This window comes from Lysinibacillus sp. FJAT-14222 (genome assembly GCF_001278875.1).
Classification (GTDB): domain Bacteria; phylum Bacillota; class Bacilli; order Bacillales_A; family Planococcaceae; genus Lysinibacillus; species Lysinibacillus agricola.
Genome location: NZ_LIYL01000029.1, coordinates 71,200 through 88,867 on the forward strand (window position 1 = coordinate 71,200; position 17,668 = coordinate 88,867).

Sequence of the window (17,668 nt, forward strand, 5' to 3'; positions counted from 1 at the left end):
AAGCCTATGCAAACGAATCGTTTTGTACTTGCTGGTACTGGTAGTGGAGTTGGTAAAACAACCTTTACAATTGGACTCATGAAAGCATTACAAGAAAAGGGCAAAATTGTGCAGGGCTTTAAATGTGGTCCCGATTATATTGACCCTACTTATCATACTGCTGTTACAGGAAGGGTCTCACGCAATATCGATAGCTGGATGTTTTCACATGAAGCAGTGCGTGATATTGTTGCGCGCGCAAGTAAAGATGCTGATGTTTCCATTATTGAAGGAGTTATGGGTTTTTATGATGGCAAAAGTCCGCTATCGGATGCTGGCTCTGCAGCAGACATTAGTGTTGTCACAGAGAGCCCTGTTATTTTAATTGTCAATTGTGCAAGTATGGCACGAAGTGTAGCAGCAGTTGTGAAAGGCTTTCAATTGTTGTCGGATCAACCGAATATCGTTGGTGTCATTGCCAACCAAGTTGGTAGTGTCGGTCACTATGAGATTGCGAAGGCTGCAATTGAGCAGGAATGTGGTATTCCTGTTATCGGATATTTGAAGCGTGAGGAAGGGATTGATATTCCAAGTCGTCATTTAGGATTAGTGCCTGCAATCGAACGCGGAGAACTCGATACATTTTTTGATAAGCTAGGCTCTTTAATGGCAGAGACGATTGATTTAGATCAATTGCTTGCATTAACAAAGGCTCCCGTTCTACAAGAATCCGGGCAACTATTTGAGGAACAACCATCGGAAAATATTTGCATTGCCGTAGCTAAGGATGCCGCGTTTAACTTCTATTATGAAGAAAATTTGGCGTTGCTACGTGCAAAAGGAGCAGAGCTGCAATTTTTCTCACCACTTGCGAATGAGCCTGTTCCCGCAGAAGCAGACGGTTTGTATATAGGTGGGGGCTTCCCAGAGGAATTTGCTGATATATTAGCGAAAAATTCCGATGTGAAAAAATCTATTCGTGAAGCAATCGCCAAAGGTTTACCGACATTAGCTGAGTGTGGAGGCTTCATGTATTTGACAGAGGCTATTACGAATAGTAATGGTGACTGTTATGACATGGTAGGTGTTATTCCAGGAGAAGTAGCGATGCAAACAAAGCTAGCGGCTCTCGGCTACCGTGAAATTTTTGGCACACCCAATAATTTTTTAATTGGTACAGATGAAGAAGCAAAGGGACATGAATTCCACTATTCAAAATATAGCGGCACACACAATACGCCGGCCTATGAAACGAAGGGGCGCTTTGGTAATAAACAAGAGGGCTATCAAGCAGGAAATTTAGTAGCAGGCTATACACATTTTCATTTTGTATCTAACCCAAAGCTTGTTGACAACTGGTTAACAGCTTGTAAGAAGGTGAAAAATCATGACTAATTATTTTCCTATTCATATCAATATTGAATATAAAACGGTAGTAATTGTTGGTGGGGGGCACGTTGCAACACAGAAGGTAGCATCACTGCTTCCAGCTAAAGCAAATATTGTCGTTGTAAGCCCAACTCTAGATGACTCATTGGTGCCACTTGCGGAATCCGGGCAAATTACGTGGCATGAAAAAGAATTTGAACCGCGTGACTTAGATGATGCATCACTCATTATTGCGGCAACAAATGATACGTCAGTAAATGAGGCTGTACAAGAAGCAGCCCAGCATTGGCAGCTCATCAATCGCACTGATGCGCAGGCTGAGAGCGACTTTATTACGCCAGCGACAGTGCGCCGTGGTCCATTAGTGTTAACTGTATCAACGTCAGGTGCCAGTCCAGCACTAGCGCGTAAAATCAAAGCGGACCTCGAAGAGCAATTTGATGCCGTTTATGATGACTATGTATGCTTCCTACAGCAAGCGCGGTTAATGATTGCTGCTAAGTTTGAGAAAGGTCCGCAAAGACGTGCGGCATTACAATCATTACTTGAACCGAGCTTACTAGAATGGACACGTAATGGAGAGATTGATAGACGTGAAGCATTTTTACAACAAATACTGATGGGAGAAGCGCGATGAAAGACGGAATAGTGTATTTAGTTGGAGCTGGACCAGGAGATCCAAAGCTCATTACAGTGTACGGGCTCGAATGTATTCAAAAGGCTGATGTCATTGCATACGACCGTCTTGTGAACCCGAAATTATTAGAGTTTGCGAAAAAAGATGCTGAGCTTGTGTACTGTGGTAAATTACCTGGTAAGCATCACTTAATTCAAGATGAGATTCATTCATTACTTGTCGAAAAAGCGCAGGAAGGCAAGATTGTCACACGTTTAAAGGGTGGCGATCCATTCGTTTTTGGTCGCGGTGCAGAGGAAGCGGAAATCTTAAAAAATCATGGTATTGCTTATGAAATTGTACCTGGTATTACTGCAGGAATTGCTGCCCCAGCATATGCCGGCATCCCTGTAACACACCGTGATTTTGCGACAAGCTTTGCCCTTGTAACAGGGCACGGTCGTGAGGAAAAAGGACAGGACTTTTTAAATTGGCCTGCCCTTGCAACAGGTATTGATACAGTTGCCTTTTATATGAGTGTTGGCAATATTGCTTATATTTCAAAAAAGCTCATCGAAAATGGGCGCAAGGCAACTACTCCAGTTGCCGTTATTGAGTGGGGAACAACAGATCAACAGCGTACTATTACAGGACAGCTTGATGAAATAGCTAGCATTATTGAACGAGAAGGCTACCATAACCCTTCCATGATTGTCGTTGGCGAAGTCGTCAATGTGCGCGAGAAAATTCAATGGTTTGAAGAGCAAGGAATGGCCTTTACATAAAGGAATAAAACTTGTTTTCGCATAAGGAGGAAATACATCATGACAGTAATCGAGGCTTTAAAAAATCGTCGTGCGATTCGCAATTACACGACACAGCCTGTTGAAAAAGAGAAAATCGAGCAAATTTTACAAGCTGCCACTTATGCTCCAAATGACCGTATGCGTGAGCCTTGGCATTTTTATGTTATTCAAGACGATGCGATGAAACGCTATGAGGAAATGGCAAGTACTTATTTACAGGAGCGATTCCCAACAAAGCCAAATTTAGTAGAAAGCTCATTAAAGGTTGTGCAAACAACACCTGTTGCCATTGTTGTAACGGCAGATATTGTGGAAGACGATACTGATGCGACAGCAGATAATGTCTTTGCTGTAAGCAGTGCCATTATGTCCATGTGGCTTGCCGCAGAGGAGCTAGGGCTTGGCTTTGTATGGCGTACACGCGGTGTAGGACTTGTTCATGATCCACGTATGCATGCATTCATTGGCGCAAGTGAATCACAAAAGGTAGTAGGAACAATCTTTATTGGCTATCCAGAAGAGCAGGAGCTTAAAGACAAGAAACGTACCCCATTTGAAGAAAAAACAACATGGCTTTAAGGGAGGCTTAAAAAATGGCTAGAAAAGGCTTATTTTTAGTATATACAGGTGAAGGGAAGGGCAAAACAACAGCTTCTCTTGGTGTCACATTACGCGCAGTTGGTCGTGGCCTCAATGTCCGTTATATGCAGTTCATTAAATCACCAGAGCGTACATACGGAGAGCAAATTGCTCTTCGTAAACTTGGCGTAGAAATGGAGCAAATGGGAATCGGCTTTACATGGACAAAAACGCCTGAGGAGCATCGTGCTGCTTTAGCAAAGGCATGGAAGAAAACAAAGGCCGCCCTGCAAGACGACAGTATTGATGTACTCGTATTAGATGAGCTCAACAATGCGCTTGCTATCACAAAATTCCCGATTGATGATGTACTCCCATTAGCTGAAGTCATTGAAGCCATTCAACAGCGTCCATCTACAATGCATCTAGTTGTAACAGGGCGTAGCGCAAATCCAGCGCTCGTAGCTATGGCAGATTTAGTATCATCAATCGATGCGACAAAGCATTATTATGACGAAGGAATTCCAGCTGTCAAAGGTCTAGAATTCTAAGCAATAAAGGATAAGAGGGATATTCGCGGAGCCGGGCAGAATACCCGCGCTTTGGGGGGAAATACCCGCGGAGCCGGGCAGAATACCCGCGCTTCGGGGGGAAATACCCGCGGAACCGGGCAGAATACCCGCGCTTTTGGGGGAAATACCCGCGGAACGGAGCATAATACCCGCGCTTTGGCAAGAAATACCCGCGGAACGGATCAGAACACCCGCGCTTCAACTATAAATACGGAGGAAAAAGACTATGCCAGCAAAATCTATCATGATTCAAGGAACGGCTTCTGATGTTGGGAAAAGTATGATTTGTACTGCGCTATGCCGTATTTTTTCGGATGATGGGCTAAAGGTAGTACCGTTTAAATCGCAAAATATGGCCCTTAATTCGTTTGTAACTCAAGATGGTGGAGAAATCGGCCGTGCGCAGGGTGTACAAGCAGAGGCTGCACGTGTTGTCGCAACTACGGATATGAATCCTATATTGCTAAAACCGAAGCAGGATATGGTATCTGAAGTGATTGTTCATGGCAAGCATTTTTTAAATATGGATGCCAAAAGCTATCGCAATAAATTCGTACAAGAAGCGATGCCAATCGTAGAAAAGTCGGTACGAACTTTACAAAATACATATGATGTTATTGTACTTGAAGGAGCGGGAAGCCCTGCAGAAATTAATTTAAAGGACCGTGATATAGCAAATATGCGCATGGCTCATTTAGCAGATGCAGCTGTTGTGTTAGTTGCTGATATCGATCGGGGTGGAGTATTTGCATCGATTGTTGGAACACTCGCATTGCTTGACGATGTAGAGCGTGCACGTGTAAAAGGGTTGATCATCAATAAATTCAGAGGGATGCGTGAATTACTCGATGATGGTATTGAGTGGGTAGAGCGTGAAACTGGTATTCCTGTACTTGGTGTTGTGCCGTATGTAGATGTCAATATTGAGGCTGAGGATTCGCTAGCACTATCTTCATTGCGCTTTAAAAAACCAAAGCCTGGGGAATTCTCAGTCGATGTAGCTATGATTCGTTTACCGCGCATTTCCAACTTTACGGATGTTGATCCATTTTTCGATGAGCCAGAGGTTGGTGTACGGTTAATTGGCGATGTCAATGAGCTTGGTACGCCTGACTTACTGATACTACCTGGAACAAAAAGTACAATGGATGATTTAGTGTGGTTAAAGACACAAGGCTTCGATCAAGCCATACCTAATTTACGCCAACAAGGGACCAAAATTATTGGAATTTGTGGTGGCTTCCAAATGCTTGGCGAAACGTTACTAGACCCAGATGCAGTAGAAGGAAATGGAGATTCAGCGCAAGGTCTAGGGTTATTGCCAATGGAAACTATTTTCGTTGGTGATAAAAAAACGGTTCAAATGACAGGAACAAGAGGACAAGATACGTTTACTGGCTATGAGATTCATCTTGGACGTACAAAAATTTTGCGTGACGAAGTCTCACCATTTTTACAACTTGCAGATGGGCGGGAAGATGGGGCAGTAAGTGCTGACGAACAAGTTATCGGAACATATTTCCATGGTTTATTCCATAATCGCGCCTTTACACGACAGCTTGTCAATGACATACGCCTGAAAAAAGGGCTGACTACTTTACCAAGTGATGTAAAAAGTGACGCAGAACGTAGAGAGGACGCTTACAATATGCTGGCAAAGCATGTGCGCGCTAATCTCGATATGAAAAAAGTATACGAAATTATGAATATAGAGGTACCCGTATGACAAGAAAAGGACCGTTAGCTATTAATTATGAGGCATTGTGGCAGGAAGGTATGAAGGACTGGCATGGCCAAATGCCTGAAAGAATGGTCAATGATCAATTAGAGGAGCAGTTTTGGGCGCAGTCTATTGCACGTAAAAAGACAGGGCAAACAGATCCTTACGCTACAAGAATTTTTCAAGAAATAAAAAAAAGTATTCAACCAGAGCACTCGGTATTGGAAATTGGTCCAGGCTGGGGCAATTATACGTTTCCACTAGCTGATCATGTACGAAAGCTAACTTGTGTAGATAGCTCAGATAGCATCCTTCGCTACCTACAAAATTGTATGCACGATAAGCAACATGTGTCTTATATTCATGCAAAATGGGAAAGCCTTGCTGAGGATGAGGTAGAAGCCCACGATATCGTCATTGGTGTCAATTGTTTTTATCGTATGTATGAAATCAAATCGGCACTTTACCATATGAATCGTCTTGCTAAAAAGCGTGCAATTATTGGCATGACAACAGGGCCGATACAACCCCATTATGAAATTTTATATGAAAAGTATGGCTACGATATTAAATTTCCACGAAGAGATTATATAGAATTTTTAAATTTGCTATATGAAATGGATATTTATGCGGAGTGCAAAATCATTCCATTGGAAAGAGTGTATGAATATGAAAGCTATGAGCAGCTTGTGACAACACAAAGTAAAAAAATATTAAATACTAATTTTAATAGAGCACATGTTGAGGAGTCGCTCATGCCGTTTATGGAAGAGAAGAATGGGCGTTATTATTATCGCCATGACTTCCATGCGGCACTCGTATCATGGGAGCCGAAATAACTAATAAACCTTTGGAGAAAGCTGTTCACCAAAGGTTTTTCTTATTGTGAACGATAAGGTACAATAGAGCGATAGACATAGAAGAGAGGTGGCATATGTGCAACTACATTTTTTAGGAACAGGCGCAGGAATGCCTTCAAAGGAACGAAATACAAGTGCCCTAATGGTAAAGCTTTTAGATGAAGTGGGCGAAATGTGGCTTTTTGATTGTGGGGAGGCGACGCAACATCAAATTTTGCATACATCCTTAAAGCCACGTAAAGTAACGAAAATATTCATAACGCATTTACACGGTGACCATATTTTCGGTTTACCTGGCTTTTTAAGCTCCCGTTCATTTCAAGGTGGGGAAGAGCCATTAACAATATTTGGTCCACAAGGTTTGCAGCAATGGATTGAGCAAACCTTTGCCTTGTCAAAGACGCATTTAACATATCCATTACAATTTGTTGAAGTCCATGAGGGTGTTATTTATGAGGATGAACATTTTACAGTAAGTGCAAGTGAATTGCGACATGTAGTCCCATGCTTTGGCTACCGTATTGAGCAAAAAGATTTGCCTGGAGAACTGTTAATGGAAAAAGCGCTAGCTCTTGGTGTTCCCAAAGGTCCGTTGCTAGGACAATTAAAGGGTAGGCAAGATATTGAGCTTGAGGATGGCACCATTGTTTATGCGAAAGATGTTGTCGCTCCGCCTAAAAAAGGCTTTACGCTCACTATTTTAGGAGATACAAAATACTGTCCAGAGGCTGTTTCATTAGCTAATGGAGCAGATATCGTTATTCATGAAGCGACCTTTGATGGCACGACGACAGATTTAGCAGCTAGCTACGGACACTCTACAAATGTCGAAGCGGCAAAGGTGGCACAACAAGCAGGAGCAAATTATTTACTTCTGAACCATTTAAGTGCCCGCTTCTTACCACAGGATTTACCATTATTCTTAGCAGATGCACAGAAGATTTTCCCACAAACCTTCCTTACATCCGATCAATCAGTATTTACATGGAATAACAATAAATTAATTTAATGGAAAACGTAAAGTACCTTTTGAATGACGCTTCATTTAAAGGGTACTTTTTATATTTAGAACTAGTAAATATCAATTGAATGAAGCAAATAAGATAGAATAAAAATGTACCTAATAGCTTTAATGCTCATCACCAAAAGTTGAAGTTGACATTTTGAGTTGATTGAAGTGAAGGCTGGGCGACTCCATGGGGATCATCGGACGCCCCAAGGAAAGTGCCTAGTCGGAGTAGAAATCAACCCCACGTTTTGGTGATGAGCTAGTTTTCATGAAAATTTGGAATATAAAAGAAATATAATGCAGTTAATAGTAGATTTTCGTATAATTGAGTAAAGGGGAGTGGTTTATATGAATCAGCAAAAGATGCCACCAGCACTATTACGTTTAATCGTTATTTTTCCAAATGTGCTGAGCTATTTATTACTATTTGGACTTATTGTTTTTGTTATCTCTAATTATGACACATTAAAAGCAACGGACAACTTAACGGTTTGGCTTATTTTTATCGTAGTGCTTGCACCAGCTGCTGCCTACACGACATTCAGCATTGTTAAGAAAATTCGTGCTGGACATATGTAAGCTAAATGACAACACGTGTATTCGTTAGATAATCTAATGGCTACACGTGTTTTTTATCTTTAAAGTCTATATTTTCATTGATTTTTAGATTTTTTAGCTCGGAACATGACTCCAATTACAATTAGTGCCATTATTACAGCAACAGATATGAAGTAAATATTAGAAATTACATTCATTATGTGAAAAGGTGCTTTATGAACATAAATAGCCTTTACCCACTGATTAGCTTCTTTTACTGCAATTGCAGTGGAAGTTGATGTCCCTTTTATTTCATAATATTTTGTTCCTTTTGGGTAATAGTTTGAAGCATCCCCGTAATATTTTCCGGTCATACCATTAGGTTTGGTCTTTACTTCCCCTATAATTTGACCAATTTTACTATTTTCAATAAATTCTTCTTGTTTAATTTCATAAACTTTTTCTTTCCAAACGACAAAAGGATAAGCCCAGGATAGTGCTTGAACAGAGGATGAAATCATAAATATAAGTAATAGTGATAACAACGTTTTTCTTTTCATAAGCACCTCCAATGGTTAATCATTTTATTCTAGTATAAAAGGAAAATTTGGAAATGGTGAATCAATTTAAAAAAATTGCTTTTTAAAAAAATCTGTGAAACGGTAAGGTTTCTCATTTTATGAGGGCTATAGATCTAGTTGTATTAGTTGATTAAATAAATCCAAGACGAATAAAAAAATTCCATCTAGAGAAACTAAAAATAATACGAGGTGTTTCATAATAAATTTGAAAAGTGGGGTGTTTTTTATGGATCCAACAAATTGCGACTTCTCACCAATGAAACAAACATTAAAAGAAGAGCTTTTACAGGTTATTATGTCATTGCAGCAAAGTGTAGAAGCAATGGATACTGATACAAACTGTCTTCTTGGGAATTTTGAAAAAATTAAAGAAAAATTTGTAATGATCGAAATGAAAGCTGCAACATTTTATTTAAATTGCTATCTTTCCCCGTTTACTGAAAAATATCCTGAGCTTTCGCATTGCGTACAAAATATGTCTACGAGGAGACATGGAGGATTAATTGTTATTGAACGCAAGGATTCTCTGGCGTCTCTTATACAGCCTGGTATTCATATTGGCGCAGAAGTAACGCATTCCTTATTAGAATCTATTTTTTTTCCTGGAAATCCGCTTCATGATGGCGCAGTTTTAGTAAGCCAAAATCTAATTGAGTCCGCAGCAAATGTATTGCCGCTTTCAGATAGATACACAGGAGAAAAGAAATTAGGCACAAGACATAGAGCAGCATTAGGGTTAAGTGAAATAAGTGATGCGCTCGTCATGGTAGTGTCTGAAGAAACAGGGAGAATTTCTTTTGCCTTTAAAGGAAACTTATATCCAATCACAACGCATGGCATTATATAGTGTGAGCTTTACAGGCGTTTTCACAAGATGTGAAGTTTTTAGCCTGAGTTCCTCAATTTCAGTTAGTATTATAAGAGGTGAGATTCTTCTGTGGCTGCCGCATTGCTTTCGCCCACAAAAAACATCTGTGGCTGCCGCATGACTTTCACACAAAAACATGTACTGAATGAAAATTTATATCTTGAATTCGAGACATTCTCCTTGCTTGTCTATCACTTGCATGGTAAAGTGATGAATGAAAGGAGGATGAAGCGATGCGAAAACACACGCTTGGATCACTGACTTGGATTCGGATGATGCGCTTTACAAATCAAAGTAACCAATCATCCAATGAATTTTTAAAACGCTTTGACTTAACGACTGCACAATTTGATGTCCTGATACAAATAAAGACATATGCACCGTTAACGCAATCACAGCTAGCAGAGAAAGTGACAGTCACGCAAGGGGGTATATCTCGGATGCTTGCTCGTCTTGAAAAAGAGGGACTTATTGAGCGCAAACAAAATTGGAAGACCAAAACAATCTCGCTCACTGCTAAAGGCGAACAGATGATTGATGCAGCGACACCAAGTCAGCTTCACTTTCAATCCTCATTTTTTGAAGAAGTATTAACAGAAGAAGAAATGAAAACTTTATATACACTTATGTCAAAATTAGAAAAGCATAGTCGTGAAAAAAAATTACCACCAGCGTGATTTTTTTTACATTATCACTTGCTTAGTCAAGTGAAACGAACAAGGAGGAAATAAATATGAACAAACTAAGCGGACATCATCATATATCCATGCTAACGAAAAACGGCAAACGAAATAATGATTTTTATACAAAAATTCTCGGATTACGTCGTGTGAAAAAAACGGTCAACCAAGATTCGCCATCCATGTATCACTTATTTTATGGAGATTTAACAGGAGCTGCAGGTACAGAATTAACATTTTTTGAAATGCCTGTAGCAGGAAGAACAGTTCGAGGAACAAATGCTATTACACGTATTGGATTACTAGTACCAAGTTATGACAGTCTGCAATATTGGAAAAATCGCTTTCAACAGTTAGAAGTTGAACATAGTGAAATTACCACATATGCAGGTAAAGATGCATTGTTTTTTGAGGATCATGAAGGGTTACGAATGGTGCTTTTAAACTATCACGATCATGAAACACCAGCTCATTGGCAACCATGGAACGGCTCCGAAATCCCGGCAGAATATCGCATTTTAGGGATGGGTACAGTTGAGATTACAGTTCGTTATTTGCAACGAACAGTGGATTTATTAAAAGGGCTTTTTAATTACACAGTCGTTGCAGAAGATGAGAAAGAAACAGTATTGCAATCCATACTTGGTGAAGCACTTGGAGAGATTGTCGTTAAAGAATTAGAAGGGCCAAGTGAGAAACCAGGTCGAGGAAGTATACATCATCTTGCACTACGTGTCGCAAACATTGAGGAATTACAGGAATGGGATGTCAAAATTAGGGGGCGAGGCTTAGATAGTACAGGAGTAGTGGATCGTTATTACTTCCAAAGTCTTTATTTTAGAGATCGTAATGGAATTTTATTTGAAATGGCAACAGATGGCCCGGGCTTCACAGTGGATTCGACAGTAGAGGACCTTGGAAAAGAGTTAGATCTTCCGCCATTTTTAGAAGAAAAACGCGCAGAAATTGAAGCCATTCTAGAACCACTAGATTAAGGAGAGAATTTAATCATGGAAAAATATCGCATTGATCAATCGAAAGGCATCGAATTTGGTCTGTATTCATTAGGGGATCATATTCCAAACCCATTAACAGGTGAACGTATTTCAGCTCAGCAACGAATCCAAGAGCTAATTGAAGCAAGTCAGCTAGCAGAGCAAGCAGGTATTGATGTATTCGGTGTTGGCGAAAGTCACCAATCGTACTTTACTACACAGGCACATACGGTTGTTTTAGGAGCAATCGCACAAGCTACTTCAAAAATCAAATTAGCAAGCTCGGCAACGGTACTGAGTGTCTCTGATCCAGTACGTGTATATGAGGATTTTGCGACGATTGATTTAATTTCAGATGGACGTGCAGAAATTGTTGCAGGGCGTGGCTCTCGAGTTGGTGCCTATCAATTACTAGGCGTTGATTTACAGGATTATGAAGAGATTTTTGAGGAAAAATTAGAGCTGCTGAAAAAAATAAATGAAAATGAGCTTGTCACTTGGGAAGGTCAATTTCGTGCACCACTTCACAATGCGCAAATTTTGCCACAACCTAAAAATGGATCGTTGCCAATTTGGCGGGCTGTCGGAGGACCACCTGCAAGTGCCATTAAAGCAGGCTATATGGGCATCCCAATGATGTTGACGACATTAGGCGGTCCAGCTGTTAATTTTAAACCTTCAGTAGATGCCTACAAGGAAGCAGCAGAGCGAAGTGGCTTTGATCCGAAAGAGTTACCGATTGCTACAACAAGCCTATTCTATGTTGCTGATACGACGAAAGAGGCGCTACAAGGGATGTATCCACATTTAAATGGCGGTTTCCAAGCAATTCGTGGCGGGGGTTATCCAAAGCAGCAGTTTGCGCAAGCGCCAGATACACGCGACGCCTTAATGGTCGGAAGTAAGGAACAGATTATTGAAAAGCTACTGTATCAATACGAGCTATATGGCATGCAGCGATTTATGGCACAAATTGATTTTGGCGGTGTGCCATTCGATAAATTAATGAAAAATATTGAAATCATAGGGAACGATATTCTACCTGCTATCAAAAAATATACAGCAAAATAAGGAGTGTACAGCATGAAAATTGTTGCACTAGCTGGTTCAATTATTGGCTCAAAAACAAAAACAGCCATCAGTAAAGTGGTTGAAATTTTACAAGATAAATATCCAGAGCATGAAGTAACGTTACTAGATCTCGCTGAATATAATATGGAATTTAGTGATGGACGAAATTATTTTGACTATGATGGGGATACAAAATATGTGGCCGAAACAATTATGGCTGCAGATGCGATTGTCATTGGAACGCCGACATTTCAAGCTTCGATTCCGGCAACGTTGAAAAATATTTTTGATTTACTACCGGTCAATGCCTTCCGCGATAAAGTGGTAAGTATGATTGTCACAGCAGGTACAGCGAAACACTATCTAATGATCGAACAGCAGTTAAAGCCAATTCTTGCTTACATGAAAGCTCACATCGTCCCAACATATGTTTTTATAGAAGAAAAGGATTTTTTACGGAAGGAAATCGTGAATGATGATGTTCTGTTCCGCCTTGAGCGTTTAGCTGAGGATACAGTGATGGTAGCCGATGCGTTTGCAGAAATTCGTGCTAAAAAAGATGCGGAATATGATTTTTAGAGAATACTAATTTTAATAAAATATAGACGCTGCATAAGAGGGAAATCTTATGCAGCGTTTTTTCGTGCTTATTATTTATTGTTGGACCACTTGAACCAACGAGCATGGCCATCAGGGCGTTCCATTATACGTATAGATTCTATATCTCCTTGATCAATAAAATCCTGGTGCAGTTGCATATCAAATAAATTGTTATAACAATGGTAGAGAGGTCGTTCCATGCTTATCTCTTTTAACTGTTCAATTAGTTCAAGGCGTAATTCCAATGGGATTTGATTAGCCACGTGTGTATGATAAACAACTAACATCGCATCTTCATTAATATCTCTAACAATATCTTTTATAAGTTTAATGGCATCTCCTTTTATCAGTTGTAAATCGAGCTCTTTTAAAATAGGGAGCGCTTGATTTAACAAAAGTCTGCGTTCTTGATGCTCTGGCCAAATTAATGCTTGGAGCCATTGGAGCTCTTCCTCATTATGAATATCAATAGGATTTAAATCGATGCCCACCCGCTTACAAACAACTGGAGCATTTGAAATAGAAGCTGGAAGCGGCTGTCCTCGATTTTCTGAGGACAAAACGAAAGCATTATTAGAATTGTTTATGTGAAGCTGTTGATTATAGCAGTAATTGTATTGATCCATTCCAAGTTGAAGTCCTGCACTTGCACCGATTTCTAGTAAAGCTAATGGCTTTTTGTGGCGTTCATAAATTTCTGTCATCATCGGATAAAGGTAAGAACAACGGCGAATTTCATTAGTCTGAACAAGTTTTTCTTGAAATAAAGCTTTCAATTCATCTGAATGCGACAAAACGAATGCTTTAAAAACAGGATACACTTCCTTTATGGGCCTTGTTGTTGTTGTTAAGGATGGATAAAAATAAACTAAATCATCTTTTGATGGTGACAGTAAATACTGAACTCCAGCTAATAATAAATTAGGTACAGGTTGTCCTTGAGGTATAAATGTTGCAACTTTTAATAGTTCCTCATCATCGGCAATCTTATTGGCTAAATGTTCATACAGTGGACTTGAGTTTTCGCATTCATTTTTTGCAAAAGTACGGAATTGCTTACTTAATTTAGCTAACATACGATTCTCCCCTTTGTGTAAAAGTAATCGATCTACTTTTAAGTTTATTATTATTGGATAATTTAGTAAATTAAATATAGTTAATGAAGTTGATTAAAAACATTAATTGAAGGGGTGAGGTTTTGGATTATAAATGGATACAGTCTTTTGTAGTTGCAGCTAAATCTTGTAATTTTCGAATGGCAGCAGAAAAGTTGAATTTATCGCAACCAAGTATCACTGTTCATATTCATCAGTTAGAACAATTTTTGAATGTTAAATTATTTAAACGTGAAAAAAACCGTGTGCTATTAACGGAGGCAGGGCAGCTTTTTCTAATTGAAGCTCAGCAAATCATCCATCAATGGGATAAAAGTATTGAACGTTTTCAGTTAGCTACTAAAGGAATTGAAGAAAAGCTAATTATTGCAATGACGCCATTAATGGTGGAAACGATATTGCCTCATGTTATTTATCAGTTTATTAATGAAAATCCTTCTATCGAAATATCTATTTTAGTGGAAGATTCAGCAAAAATTGAGGATTTAATAAATAGTGATAAGGCGCATATTGGTATTTCATTATTGCCAACGCGTTATCGACATTGGCACCAAGAGCTTCTTGTAGAGAGCCCTCTAGAATTGGTTATTCCATTAGATGCTTTCGATGATGAGACAGGAGCTTATATTGAATATGAGGAATTATTTCAAACCTACACTTTATTTACAAACCATCATCCAACTATTTGGAAGGAGCTATTACATAAACTACAGGAAAAATATGTAGTTACAAAACAAGTGTCCATATCTCAATCCTATGTGGTAAAACGCTTAATAAAAGATGGATTAGGCATGTCATTTTTACCACGAATGATTGTTAGAAGAGAGCGAATGGAAGGGCGGTTTAACATTGTTCCCTTCGAAGAAATAGCATTACCAAGTGTTCCTGTATATCTTTTTTATAAGGATTCAGTAGAAATTCCAGAAGAGTTACTATGTTTATTTCAGACGAGGGATTATTTGTAAAATTATTGTCATCTATTTCAACACAATTACTTATCGATCTCATAACTTTATTAATGTGGTCATATCAAAAGTAGGGAAGTCTTTAGTAAAACTTATGCTATGTAAGTTGATTTCCATTCCGACTGGACGCCCCCAGGAAAGCGCCCAGTCGGAATGGAAATCAACCCATGTTATGATGATAGCTATTAAAATTATTTAATGTTGAACGACATAAAGTTTTATATAATATTAATAGGAATATTTTAACAAAGGTGTGATTGTATTGAGAATTTTAATGGTTGAGGATCATGAAGATGTAAATGCAATGTTAACAGAATTGTTTGAGCAAGCAGATTATCAGGTAACAAGTGTAATGGATGGAGTAGAAGGTCAGCGGGCATTTCTGCAAAATGAGTTTGATCTTGTGCTTCTTGATATTATGCTTCCCTTTAAAAGTGGGGATAAATTACTAAAAGAAATTCGCGCTATTTCGGATGTGCCTGTTGTCATGATTTCAGCTAAAGATTTAGTGTCAACAAAAATTGATTTGCTTCGTTTAGGAGCGGACGATTATATTACGAAACCTTTTGACCTTGGTGAGGTTCTTGCCCGTGTTGAATCTATCTTACGTCGTGTTAAAAAACAAGTTACACCAATGAAGCAACTACAATTTAAGGATATAGTACTGGATGATGTCGCTAAGCGAGTGACAGTGAGTGGTGAAGAGGTCTTGCTAACTGCAAAGGAATATTTATTGCTCGAATTGTTTATGAGAAACCAAGAGAAAGTATTCACAAAAGCAAATTTATATGAATCCATTTGGCAGGAAGAATATTTAGGAGATGAACATATTATTAAAATCCATATTAGTAATCTTCGACATAAATTAAAGACAAAAAATCCACAGGCGGATTATATCGAGACGCTTCGAGGGCTTGGTTATCGTCTACGTCCATAAATTATCCGTAATCTATACGCCATCTTTACTTTATCTATACCTTTCATGAGTAATCTATGAATATGAAAGGGAGGTGCTTAATATGGGGGAAACCATATTAAAAACGAATCAATTAACAAAAACATATAAAAAGCAACCAGTACTTCACGACGTATCAATCGAATTAAAAGAAGGACGTATTTATGGGCTTATTGGTGAAAATGGTGCGGGAAAATCAACCTTAATGAAGATTATTTCAGGGATTAGTTTTCAAACAGAAGGTTCATTTGAGTTATTTGGAAAATCATCTGATAAGGAAATACAGCAGCAACGAAAACGTATTGCCAGCATGATTGAACAACCAGCGATTAGTCCTGATATGACTGCAAAAGGTAACCTTAAATATCATCGTATAATGCGAGGGATTCCGAATGAGGAGCTTGAGGATGAGATACTGCAATTAGTTGGATTGACAAGTACCAACAAGAAGAAAGCGAAGCATTTTTCACTAGGAATGAAGCAACGTTTAGGCATTGCCATTGCGTTATTAACTAACCCAGAGCTTTTGATTTTAGATGAGCCAGTGAATGGGTTAGACCCTCTAGGTGTTGTTGAAATTCGTCTGCTTTTAACACGGCTTTGTGAAGAGCGACAGATGACGATTTTAATTTCGAGTCATAATTTACCAGAACTTTATCAAACGACAACTGATTATATCATTATTCATAAAGGGAAAATTATGAAACAAATGACTCAACAACAGCTCGACGAGGAGTGTAGACATTATATTCGCATGGGTTGTACAGCTCCAGAACAATGTGCACATGTATTAGAAACAGTTCTTAAAACACAAAACTTTCAAGTCATGCCTAATAAAACGATAAAATTGTATGATTTTTTAGAAGACCTTGGGGATGTGTCAACCGCATTATTTGAAAATGGGATAACACTTACGGAATTTAGTCTACAAGGAGATACATTAGAGAACTACTTCCTTACGTTAATTGGAGGTGAGCGACATGTTTAATTTAGTACGTGCTTACCTCTATAAAACAACTAAATCCAAAATATTTTGGGTCTTACTGGCTCTTACAACCTTTTCTGCAATAGGAATGTTTAGTATTGCATATGGCATTGGCAATAACTCCATAAATGAAAGCATCAGCAACGTTGGTTTTTTATTATCTGATATGAATACGATGACAATAGTAGGCGCAGTACTTGCCACTATACTTATTTGTTCAGATTTTGACACAAAAAATATCCATCATCCGATTATAAGCGGGTTTGCAAGAATCCAAATCGTCGTAAGTAAAGCGATTGTTTTCTGGATCTTACTTATAGTTCTTGTAAGTCCTTATATCATAGTGACAATAATTGGGCTATCAATGGACAGCACGTTTAGTATGGGCGGGAAAGCAGCAGGTTACTTAAGTATTTTAACGTTGACTACTACTGGCAGCTTCGGCGAATACGTAACAATAATGATCACCATGGCAATTGTCTATCTTGCCCAGTTAACGGTTTGTATTTTACTAGCATTTGCTTTAAGAAAATCTGTGCTTGTAGTAGCTGCGTATTATATGATGTCAATGTTCTTTGGGCAGGTAGCAAGCTTCCAAAACTCATTTGAGATTATGAATAAAATATTATCCTTTACACCATATGCAGCGGAATATATTACAATTAATTTAAGCATGAGTAAAGGTGATATGATGTCGGCCATTTCTATTTGTGTCATCTTTATAATAGTAGTGATGTATTTAACATTTATGACATTTAGAAAAGCAGAAATCAGATAAGGGGATGT

21 protein-coding genes are annotated in these 17,668 nt (G+C 38.8%); 19 read left to right on the forward strand and 2 right to left on the reverse strand.

The genetic code is table 11. The annotated features are described in order from the left end of the window. The first annotated feature begins 6 nt into the window (after nucleotides 1-6). From AN161_RS13960 to AN161_RS14000, 10 genes are all read left to right on the forward strand, one after another. The gene (locus tag AN161_RS13960; RefSeq protein WP_053594973.1) at nucleotides 7-1,374 is read left to right on the forward strand and encodes a cobyrinate a,c-diamide synthase; all 1,368 of its coding nucleotides are present in this window, start codon (nucleotides 7-9) and stop codon (nucleotides 1,372-1,374) included. Next, complete coding sequence (locus tag AN161_RS13965; protein WP_053594974.1) at nucleotides 1,367-2,005, forward strand: NAD(P)-dependent oxidoreductase; 639 nt, start codon at nucleotides 1,367-1,369, stop codon at nucleotides 2,003-2,005. Before AN161_RS13960 ends, AN161_RS13965 begins: the two co-directional genes overlap by 8 nt. After that, nucleotides 2,002-2,769 carry a uroporphyrinogen-III C-methyltransferase gene (gene cobA / locus AN161_RS13970; protein WP_053594975.1) on the forward strand — a complete coding sequence of 256 codons (768 nt, stop codon included), beginning with the start codon at nucleotides 2,002-2,004 and terminating at the stop codon, nucleotides 2,767-2,769. Before AN161_RS13965 ends, cobA begins: the two co-directional genes overlap by 4 nt. Nucleotides 2,770-2,808: 39 nt before the next feature. Beyond that, entirely contained in the window at nucleotides 2,809-3,369 is a 561-nt protein-coding gene (locus tag AN161_RS13975; RefSeq protein ID WP_053594976.1) for a nitroreductase, read from the forward strand. A gap of 14 nt (nucleotides 3,370-3,383) precedes the next feature. Then, nucleotides 3,384-3,920 (forward strand): cob(I)yrinic acid a,c-diamide adenosyltransferase, encoded by a 537-nt coding sequence (locus tag AN161_RS13980; protein WP_053594977.1) that lies wholly within the window; start codon nucleotides 3,384-3,386, stop codon nucleotides 3,918-3,920. Between the two features lie 51 nt (nucleotides 3,921-3,971). After that, a complete protein-coding gene (locus tag AN161_RS28875; protein WP_143114802.1) occupies nucleotides 3,972-4,208 on the forward strand; it encodes a hypothetical protein in 237 nt (78 codons plus the stop codon). Further along, nucleotides 4,168-5,667 carry a cobyric acid synthase gene (locus AN161_RS13985; protein WP_053594978.1) on the forward strand — a complete coding sequence of 500 codons (1,500 nt, stop codon included), beginning with the start codon at nucleotides 4,168-4,170 and terminating at the stop codon, nucleotides 5,665-5,667. Before AN161_RS28875 ends, AN161_RS13985 begins: the two co-directional genes overlap by 41 nt. Beyond that, entirely contained in the window at nucleotides 5,664-6,500 is an 837-nt protein-coding gene (locus AN161_RS13990) for a class I SAM-dependent methyltransferase (RefSeq protein WP_053594979.1), read from the forward strand. The genes AN161_RS13985 and AN161_RS13990 overlap by 4 nt, the downstream gene beginning before the upstream one ends. A gap of 97 nt (nucleotides 6,501-6,597) precedes the next feature. Further along, on the forward strand, nucleotides 6,598-7,530 hold the full coding sequence (gene rnz / locus AN161_RS13995) for a ribonuclease Z (protein ID WP_053594980.1): 933 nt from the start codon (nucleotides 6,598-6,600) through the stop codon (nucleotides 7,528-7,530). 348 nt (nucleotides 7,531-7,878) lie between these two features. After that, entirely contained in the window at nucleotides 7,879-8,109 is a 231-nt protein-coding gene (locus tag AN161_RS14000) for a hypothetical protein (RefSeq protein WP_053594981.1), read from the forward strand. Nucleotides 8,110-8,183: 74 nt separating this feature from the next. On the opposite strand, the gene AN161_RS14005 is transcribed toward AN161_RS14000, so the two are convergent. Next, on the reverse strand, nucleotides 8,184-8,627 hold the full coding sequence (locus AN161_RS14005; RefSeq protein WP_053594982.1) for a hypothetical protein: 444 nt from the start codon (nucleotides 8,625-8,627) through the stop codon (nucleotides 8,184-8,186). Nucleotides 8,628-8,874: 247 nt separating this feature from the next. On the opposite strand from AN161_RS14005, the gene cdaS reads away from it, so the two are divergent. The 5 genes from cdaS to AN161_RS14030 all read left to right on the forward strand — a co-directional run bounded on the left by cdaS (nucleotide 8,875) and on the right by AN161_RS14030 (nucleotide 12,841). Then, a complete protein-coding gene (gene cdaS, locus AN161_RS14010) occupies nucleotides 8,875-9,495 on the forward strand; it encodes a sporulation-specific diadenylate cyclase CdaS (protein WP_053594983.1) in 621 nt (206 codons plus the stop codon). A 254-nt stretch (nucleotides 9,496-9,749) separates the two neighbouring features. Beyond that, entirely contained in the window at nucleotides 9,750-10,193 is a 444-nt protein-coding gene (locus tag AN161_RS14015) for a MarR family transcriptional regulator (RefSeq protein WP_053594984.1), read from the forward strand. A 56-nt stretch (nucleotides 10,194-10,249) separates the two neighbouring features. Then, a complete protein-coding gene (locus tag AN161_RS14020; protein ID WP_053594985.1) occupies nucleotides 10,250-11,191 on the forward strand; it encodes a ring-cleaving dioxygenase in 942 nt (313 codons plus the stop codon). Nucleotides 11,192-11,206: 15 nt separating this feature from the next. After that, the gene (locus tag AN161_RS14025) at nucleotides 11,207-12,262 is read left to right on the forward strand and encodes an LLM class flavin-dependent oxidoreductase (RefSeq protein WP_053594986.1); all 1,056 of its coding nucleotides are present in this window, start codon (nucleotides 11,207-11,209) and stop codon (nucleotides 12,260-12,262) included. A gap of 12 nt (nucleotides 12,263-12,274) precedes the next feature. Then, nucleotides 12,275-12,841, forward strand: coding sequence for an NAD(P)H-dependent oxidoreductase (locus tag AN161_RS14030; protein ID WP_053594987.1), 567 nt, complete (start codon nucleotides 12,275-12,277; stop codon nucleotides 12,839-12,841). Between the two features lie 71 nt (nucleotides 12,842-12,912). Here AN161_RS14030 and AN161_RS14035 read toward each other — a convergent pair whose 3' ends face one another. After that, on the reverse strand, nucleotides 12,913-13,938 hold the full coding sequence (locus tag AN161_RS14035; RefSeq protein ID WP_053594988.1) for a DUF2332 domain-containing protein: 1,026 nt from the start codon (nucleotides 13,936-13,938) through the stop codon (nucleotides 12,913-12,915). A 122-nt stretch (nucleotides 13,939-14,060) separates the two neighbouring features. Between AN161_RS14035 and AN161_RS14040 the strand changes: the two genes are divergently transcribed. The 4 genes from AN161_RS14040 (at nucleotide 14,061) to AN161_RS14055 (ending at nucleotide 17,660) form a co-directional block, all read left to right on the forward strand. After that, entirely contained in the window at nucleotides 14,061-14,942 is an 882-nt protein-coding gene (locus AN161_RS14040; protein ID WP_053594989.1) for a LysR family transcriptional regulator, read from the forward strand. A 253-nt stretch (nucleotides 14,943-15,195) separates the two neighbouring features. Continuing rightward, nucleotides 15,196-15,879 (forward strand): response regulator transcription factor, encoded by a 684-nt coding sequence (locus tag AN161_RS14045; protein ID WP_241774563.1) that lies wholly within the window; start codon nucleotides 15,196-15,198, stop codon nucleotides 15,877-15,879. Nucleotides 15,880-15,961: 82 nt separating this feature from the next. Beyond that, on the forward strand, nucleotides 15,962-16,885 hold the full coding sequence (locus AN161_RS14050) for an ATP-binding cassette domain-containing protein (protein ID WP_053594990.1): 924 nt from the start codon (nucleotides 15,962-15,964) through the stop codon (nucleotides 16,883-16,885). Continuing rightward, entirely contained in the window at nucleotides 16,878-17,660 is a 783-nt protein-coding gene (locus tag AN161_RS14055; protein WP_053594991.1) for an ABC transporter permease, read from the forward strand. The genes AN161_RS14050 and AN161_RS14055 overlap by 8 nt, the downstream gene beginning before the upstream one ends. Nucleotides 17,661-17,668 lie beyond the last annotated feature (8 nt).

Excerpts from the sequence above, each read along its gene's own strand:
- AN161_RS13960 (WP_053594973.1), top strand. The coding sequence starts at position 7 with ATGCAAACGAATCGTTTTGTACTTGCTGGTACTGGTAGTGGAGTTGGT.
- AN161_RS13965 (WP_053594974.1), top strand. The coding sequence starts at position 1,367 with ATGACTAATTATTTTCCTATTCATATCAATATTGAATATAAAACGGTA.
- cobA (WP_053594975.1), top strand. The coding sequence starts at position 2,002 with ATGAAAGACGGAATAGTGTATTTAGTTGGAGCTGGACCAGGAGATCCA.
- AN161_RS13975 (WP_053594976.1), top strand. The coding sequence starts at position 2,809 with ATGACAGTAATCGAGGCTTTAAAAAATCGTCGTGCGATTCGCAATTAC.
- AN161_RS13980 (WP_053594977.1), top strand. The coding sequence starts at position 3,384 with ATGGCTAGAAAAGGCTTATTTTTAGTATATACAGGTGAAGGGAAGGGC.
- AN161_RS13985 (WP_053594978.1), top strand. The coding sequence starts at position 4,168 with ATGCCAGCAAAATCTATCATGATTCAAGGAACGGCTTCTGATGTTGGG.
- AN161_RS13990 (WP_053594979.1), top strand. The coding sequence starts at position 5,664 with ATGACAAGAAAAGGACCGTTAGCTATTAATTATGAGGCATTGTGGCAG.
- AN161_RS14000 (WP_053594981.1), top strand. The coding sequence starts at position 7,879 with ATGAATCAGCAAAAGATGCCACCAGCACTATTACGTTTAATCGTTATT.
- AN161_RS14005 (WP_053594982.1), bottom strand. The coding sequence starts at position 8,627 with ATGAAAAGAAAAACGTTGTTATCACTATTACTTATATTTATGATTTCA.
- cdaS (WP_053594983.1), top strand. The coding sequence starts at position 8,875 with ATGGATCCAACAAATTGCGACTTCTCACCAATGAAACAAACATTAAAA.
- AN161_RS14015 (WP_053594984.1), top strand. The coding sequence starts at position 9,750 with ATGCGAAAACACACGCTTGGATCACTGACTTGGATTCGGATGATGCGC.
- AN161_RS14020 (WP_053594985.1), top strand. The coding sequence starts at position 10,250 with ATGAACAAACTAAGCGGACATCATCATATATCCATGCTAACGAAAAAC.
- AN161_RS14025 (WP_053594986.1), top strand. The coding sequence starts at position 11,207 with ATGGAAAAATATCGCATTGATCAATCGAAAGGCATCGAATTTGGTCTG.
- AN161_RS14030 (WP_053594987.1), top strand. The coding sequence starts at position 12,275 with ATGAAAATTGTTGCACTAGCTGGTTCAATTATTGGCTCAAAAACAAAA.
- AN161_RS14035 (WP_053594988.1), bottom strand. The coding sequence starts at position 13,938 with ATGTTAGCTAAATTAAGTAAGCAATTCCGTACTTTTGCAAAAAATGAA.
- AN161_RS14050 (WP_053594990.1), top strand. The coding sequence starts at position 15,962 with ATGGGGGAAACCATATTAAAAACGAATCAATTAACAAAAACATATAAA.
- AN161_RS14055 (WP_053594991.1), top strand. The coding sequence starts at position 16,878 with ATGTTTAATTTAGTACGTGCTTACCTCTATAAAACAACTAAATCCAAA.